The sequence below is a fragment of the Microcoleus sp. A003_D6 genome (assembly GCF_036702825.1).
Classification (GTDB): Bacteria; Cyanobacteriota; Cyanobacteriia; order Cyanobacteriales; family Microcoleaceae; genus Microcoleus.
In genome coordinates, this window is record NZ_JAUBWA010000228.1 from 1 (window position 1) to 5,161 (window position 5,161).

At 45.4% G+C, this 5,161-nt stretch carries 8 protein-coding genes; 2 read left to right on the forward strand and 6 right to left on the reverse strand.

Annotated elements, in window-relative coordinates:
* Nucleotides 1–337: 337 nt before the first annotated feature.
* Genes QUB70_RS31510 through radA form a run of 6 tightly spaced genes read right to left on the reverse strand, consistent with a single transcriptional unit; the run spans nucleotide 338 to nucleotide 3,384 of the window.
* On the reverse strand, nucleotides 338–568 hold the full coding sequence (locus tag QUB70_RS31510; RefSeq protein WP_332985707.1) for a hypothetical protein: 231 nt from the start codon (nucleotides 566–568) through the stop codon (nucleotides 338–340).
* Between the two features lie 42 nt (nucleotides 569–610).
* The gene (locus QUB70_RS31515) at nucleotides 611–850 is read right to left on the reverse strand and encodes a DUF2283 domain-containing protein (RefSeq protein ID WP_332985709.1); all 240 of its coding nucleotides are present in this window, start codon (nucleotides 848–850) and stop codon (nucleotides 611–613) included.
* A gap of 13 nt (nucleotides 851–863) precedes the next feature.
* Nucleotides 864–1,115 (reverse strand): hypothetical protein, encoded by a 252-nt coding sequence (locus tag QUB70_RS31520; protein WP_332985710.1) that lies wholly within the window; start codon nucleotides 1,113–1,115, stop codon nucleotides 864–866.
* Between the two features lie 47 nt (nucleotides 1,116–1,162).
* Nucleotides 1,163–1,549 carry a type II toxin-antitoxin system VapC family toxin gene (locus QUB70_RS31525; protein WP_332985711.1) on the reverse strand — a complete coding sequence of 129 codons (387 nt, stop codon included), beginning with the start codon at nucleotides 1,547–1,549 and terminating at the stop codon, nucleotides 1,163–1,165.
* Complete coding sequence (locus QUB70_RS31530; protein WP_332985712.1) at nucleotides 1,546–1,782, reverse strand: type II toxin-antitoxin system Phd/YefM family antitoxin; 237 nt, start codon at nucleotides 1,780–1,782, stop codon at nucleotides 1,546–1,548. Before QUB70_RS31530 ends, QUB70_RS31525 begins: the two co-directional genes overlap by 4 nt.
* A 45-nt stretch (nucleotides 1,783–1,827) precedes the next feature.
* Nucleotides 1,828–3,384, reverse strand: coding sequence for a DNA repair protein RadA (radA, locus tag QUB70_RS31535; protein WP_332985713.1), 1,557 nt, complete (start codon nucleotides 3,382–3,384; stop codon nucleotides 1,828–1,830).
* Between the two features lie 163 nt (nucleotides 3,385–3,547).
* Here radA and rpaB point away from each other — a divergent pair, with 163 nt between their 5' ends.
* On the forward strand, nucleotides 3,548–4,279 hold the full coding sequence (rpaB, locus tag QUB70_RS31540; RefSeq protein ID WP_071587789.1) for a response regulator transcription factor RpaB: 732 nt from the start codon (nucleotides 3,548–3,550) through the stop codon (nucleotides 4,277–4,279).
* A 174-nt stretch (nucleotides 4,280–4,453) separates the two neighbouring features.
* The gene (locus tag QUB70_RS31545; RefSeq protein ID WP_332985714.1) at nucleotides 4,454–5,095 is read left to right on the forward strand and encodes a cofactor assembly of complex C subunit B; all 642 of its coding nucleotides are present in this window, start codon (nucleotides 4,454–4,456) and stop codon (nucleotides 5,093–5,095) included.
* Nucleotides 5,096–5,161: the final 66 nt, after the last annotated feature.

A 5,161-nucleotide genomic window follows, 5' to 3' on the forward strand; every position in this document is an offset into this window, starting at 1 on the left:
GCTAGGTATTTATTTCAGGGTTTCATGCCTCCAAATTTAAAATTATTAAATTTGTCTGAATATCTGCGGAATGTGGGGTACAAGCCCCCGCATTTATCCGTGGAATCAATCCAAAATCGAAAATCGAAAATCCTCAATCCCCCGCATTTATCCGTGGGGTCGCCTCTAAAATCTAAAATCTAAAATCTAAAATCGATTGACTGGTTATCTTCGCAATAATCATGTCTTCATCTCATGTGTCCAACAGTACCAAACCAGGACGGCGTTTAGTTTCGGCTGCACCCGCAAACAAGAATGCAACTAGAACTAATTCTCCAAACTGATAATTAGTCATAGCTCAAATCTCATCGTAAATTGCGTCTTCTTCGCTGCAATCACCAAAGAATTGTTCGGTGGCAAGACGATGCCAAGCAGCGTTTTCCTCTTCTTCATCTTCTGTGTCAGTTGGTTCTTTCACCAGAACAATAACTCGGACTTCTTGGTTAACTGCCAAGTATTTTAAGAGAGTATCGGGAAATTCTATTTTCCCTTCATCTGTGACTTTTGCGGGAAAGTCGTATGCTTTCATGGTAGGTTTTAATCAGTATTTTACATAAATTTGTGAAGGCAGTTATAGTGCCAGTTTAATCTCGGAAGATTCTCCCAAAGCTTCGTTGACAACAATCAGTTTTCCTTGACTATCTGCCCCTAATTGTTGATTGGCATTAAGTAATTCAATTCCATAAATAGTACCGTCTGGGGCAATATCCACATTCATTTGCTCGCTAACCTGGATAGTTTTTACCTGTGCGGTTTTTTCTTGCAGGTATATATAAGCTACGTTGTATCTCGGATCGTAAGTCAGTTTCACGGGAACCTCCTGCTCAAAATAATTTGACAATTACAGTGATAATTATCCAGTCTTCGCCTTCTGGGGCTGCGATCGCCTCCACTTTCTTCATAGCATAAACTTTTCCCTGCCACTCAGCATTGAAGGAAAAGTTGCGCCTAAATCCGGTTCTGCCAAATTGAGCCGGAAAAGTTGTGCCACTTTCAACAGTAGCAATTACTTCTGCCTCAGTTGCACCTCCCTCAATCAATCGTGCTTGAGCATGGGGATGTAATCTAACGCTCACGTTGCGATTACCTCCTTTTTGCCTCTTTATTTTTGCACTAACTTAATTCACCACAGCCGCGCGATCGCATAAGCATCAAAAATAGCATCAACGCTCAAAACGGGTATCTGTTCTGCCATAGATTGGGCAATTATCAGCCTGTCAAATGGATCGCGGTGATGCAAAGGCAGTGAAGCCACAACCTCAATGTGGTTGAGATTAATCTCCAGTAGCCCGATATTGCTAACACTGAGTTGCTGTCTGACAAACTCCATAAAAGGCAGACTAAAGTTTAGCCTGCCTATGCTGTGCTTAATAGCCATTTCCCAGATGCTAGCTATACTGACTAGCTTCTCGTTATTTTCATCCTCAATTAGCAGTTTGGCATTGGCGCTAAGTCTAGGGTTGTCCGTGACATACCAAATGAAAGTATGAGTGTCCAACAACAACCTCATTCCATGTACTCCTTGAATTCTTCTAGCGGTTCATCAAAATCATCGGACATCCAAACCATTCCTTTCGCACTCCCAGCTTTGGATGGCCAGCGCTTCTTACTAACTGGCGGTATCCCTACCAATTTTACAACAGGCTGATTATCTTTACTAATTTCAACTTCTTCACCTCTCATCACCGCTTCGATTAATTCCAGAAGTTTTTCTTTAGCCTCAAGAACGTCTACTTGATACATGATTTTTACCTCATTAAAGTCAATTTACAGCATCACCATTCTAACTCAATTCGATAAATCCTCTTCCTCCAAATCCACCGGCTCAAACTCTAAATCACCAGGCTGCAACTGAGCTGGAGTAGCCGGAATCGCCGCAATAATTGCATCGATTACTTTCGCCACCGGAATAATCTGCATCCCCAAATCTGGCACCGCTTGATTCTTAGGAATAATCGCCCTTTTAAAACCCAATTTTGCCGCTTCCCTCAGCCGCAATTCTAATTGGGAAACAGGCCGCACCTGTCCTCCCAAACCAACTTCTCCGAGCAAAACTGTGCGCGCATCGATTACCCGATCGCGAAAACTGGCCACAACCGCGATCGCAACTGCCAAATCCGCCGCCGGTTCCTCCACCTTCAACCCGCCCACCGACGCCAAAATCACATCTAATTTAGATAAAGGAATCCCCACCCTTTTCTCCAAAACAGCTAAAATTTGCTGCAATCTACCATTGTCAACACCCGTAGTAGTCCGGCGCGGCGAACCAAAACTCGCAGGACTAACTAACGCCTGAATTTCTACTAAAATCGGTCGAGTTCCTTCGCAAGCAACCGTCGTAGAAGTACCGGGCGAAAATTCATCTTTATTGCCTAAAAACAACTCCGACGGATTATCTACTTCTCGCAAACCGTTGGCTACCATTTCAAAAACACCGATTTCATGAGTCGCCCCAAAACGGTTTTTCATCGATCGCAAAAGTCGATGAGAAGCAAAGCGATCGCCCTCAAAATACAGTACAGTATCTACCAAATGTTCCAAAACCCTCGGCCCCGCCAAAGCTCCATCTTTCGTAACGTGACCGACAATAAATAAAGTAATATTTTCCCTTTTCGCCACCTGCATCAAAGCAGACGTACATTCCCGCACCTGAGCCACCGAACCCGGAGCCGATGTTAAACTAGCAAAATAAATAGTTTGGATGCTGTCAATCACCGCCACATTCGGTTTGAGCGATTCCAACTCCCGCAAAACTACTTCTAAATCCGTCTCGGGAAGCAAGTAGAAATTCTCCGCTGAATTGTCCTCGGAATCCGCTTTAGCTTCCCCGTTGCTGCCGGATTTATGTCCGCCGTTGCTTGACAAATCAACCGGATTAGCCACGCCCAAACGCTGCGATCGCAACTTCACCTGCTGGCCGGACTCCTCCGCACTGACATACAGTATCCGATCCTTGCGGGCCAACATATTCGCCACCTGCAACAGCAGCGTCGATTTCCCGATTCCCGGTTCCCCTCCAATCAACACCAGCGAGCCCGGAACAATCCCGCCTCCCAAAACTCGATCGAGCTCGCCATAACCAGAAGGCCAGCGAGACTGAGTTTGGTCGGAAATCTGCGATAATCTGAAAGATACCCTCGGTTGACCCTTCGACTTATCAGGGGGCGAACCGCCCGCCGTCTTAGTTGTCACCCCAGTTAAACCAGCCCGCGATCCACCAGCAGTAGGTTGCTCTAACTGCTCGTCAAAAGAATCCCACTTCTGACAGCTAGGACACCTGCCAAAATATTGTGGTGAATCATACCCGCATTCCCGACAAATATATTGTATTCGAGGCTTAGGCATTGTTTACTATGATAAATAGTCACCCTAACATTTAGAAAAGTCTGAGTTAAAGCAATTATCACGCTTTCAGACCGACCGCAACACATGATTCAATCTGTGTCTTAATGATAGGGTACAAAAAATTAACATTATCTGAAATGTAACTTAAGGAGTGCTCGGTAAATTGGAAAACCATAAAGAAAAAATTCTGGTAGTCGATGACGAAGCCAGTATCCGCCGCATTCTGGAGACTCGCCTTTCCATGATTGGCTACGATGTCGTCACCGCTGCTGACGGCGAAGAAGCTCTCGAAACATTTCGCAACACCGAACCCGACTTAGTGGTTTTGGACGTGATGATGCCAAAGCTCGACGGTTACGGCGTCTGTCAGGAGTTGCGCAAAGAGTCAGACGTGCCTATCATCATGCTAACCGCTTTGGGAGACGTAGCCGATCGCATCACCGGTTTAGAATTGGGCGCCGACGATTACGTCGTCAAACCTTTCTCTCCCAAAGAACTCGAAGCCCGCATCCGTTCGGTACTGCGCCGGGTTGACAAAAACGGCGCGTCGGGCATTCCCAGCTCTGGAGTCATCCACGTCACGAATATTAGGATTGACACCAACAAGCGCCAAGTTTACAAAGGCGACGAACGAATTCGGCTCACGGGCATGGAATTCAGCCTGTTAGAACTGCTGGTCAGCCGTTCTGGAGAGCCTTTTTCGCGATCGGAAATTTTGCAGGAAGTGTGGGGATACACGCCAGAACGCCACGTAGACACCCGCGTCGTGGACGTTCACATCTCCCGGCTTAGGGCAAAGTTGGAAGACGACCCGAGCAATCCTGAATTAATTCTCACCGCCCGCGGCACCGGCTATCTGTTCCAGCGAATTGTCGAAATAGGAGAAGTAGGATAAAGTCAGTAGTCAGTAGTCAGTAGTCAGTAGTCAGTAGTCAGTAGTCAAATTACCAACTAGCAATGACCAATGACTAATGACTAATGACCAATGACTAATGACCAATGACTAATGACTAATGACCAATGACTAATGACCAATGACTAATGACTAATGACCAATGACTAATGACTAATGACAAAATCCGATCCAAATAAAGTTTTGCGGCAATTGCCCTTAGTTGCAGGAGGGTTAGCAGGTACGCTGCTAATGGTAAACCGCTTGCTGACAGAGCAAATCACAGATTCTCAAGCTCGATCGGACGCTTTGGGAGTAATTATCAGCGCTTTGCTGATTTTAACAGGTTTGCTGTGGCAGCAGGTGCAAGCGCGATCGCCCGATTCCGTAAAACTTATCGGCGAAGAAGGCTTTGAATTTGCGCCGGATTTGCCGGATGCCGTCAAGCTAGAATTAGCTTGGGCATCGCGTTTGCTGCTGACAAATACCGCCACAAGGTCGATCGTCATTGTGTATCGAGGAAAAGTTTTATTGAGGCGCGGCATTTTAGGCATCAATCCCGAAGTCAAACCCGGGCCGATATTGCAGCGAGTGTTCGACAAAAACAAACCAGTTTATTTAGTAAATCTCAATATTTATCCCGGCAAAATAGAATTCGACTATTTGCCAGAAAATACCCAAGGAGTCATCTGTCAGCCACTGGGAAATCAAGGCGTTTTAATCTTAGGTGCTAACGCGCCCCGCAGCTATACAAAACAAGATGAAAACTGGGTAGAAGGCATTGCCGAAAAACTAGAAAATACGATCGATCGATTTTAGATTTTAGATTTTAGATTTTAGATTTTAGATTTTAGATTTTAGATTTTAGATTTTAGATTTTAGATT

What these genes read in the sequence shown, in the direction of transcription:
- QUB70_RS31510 (WP_332985707.1), bottom strand. Translation starts at nt 568, where the DNA reads ATGAAAGCATACGACTTTCCCGCAAAAGTCACAGATGAAGGGAAAATA.
- QUB70_RS31525 (WP_332985711.1), bottom strand. Translation starts at nt 1,549, where the DNA reads ATGAGGTTGTTGTTGGACACTCATACTTTCATTTGGTATGTCACGGAC.
- QUB70_RS31530 (WP_332985712.1), bottom strand. Translation starts at nt 1,782, where the DNA reads ATGTATCAAGTAGACGTTCTTGAGGCTAAAGAAAAACTTCTGGAATTA.
- radA (WP_332985713.1), bottom strand. Translation starts at nt 3,384, where the DNA reads ATGCCTAAGCCTCGAATACAATATATTTGTCGGGAATGCGGGTATGAT.
- QUB70_RS31545 (WP_332985714.1), top strand. Translation starts at nt 4,454, where the DNA reads ATGACAAAATCCGATCCAAATAAAGTTTTGCGGCAATTGCCCTTAGTT.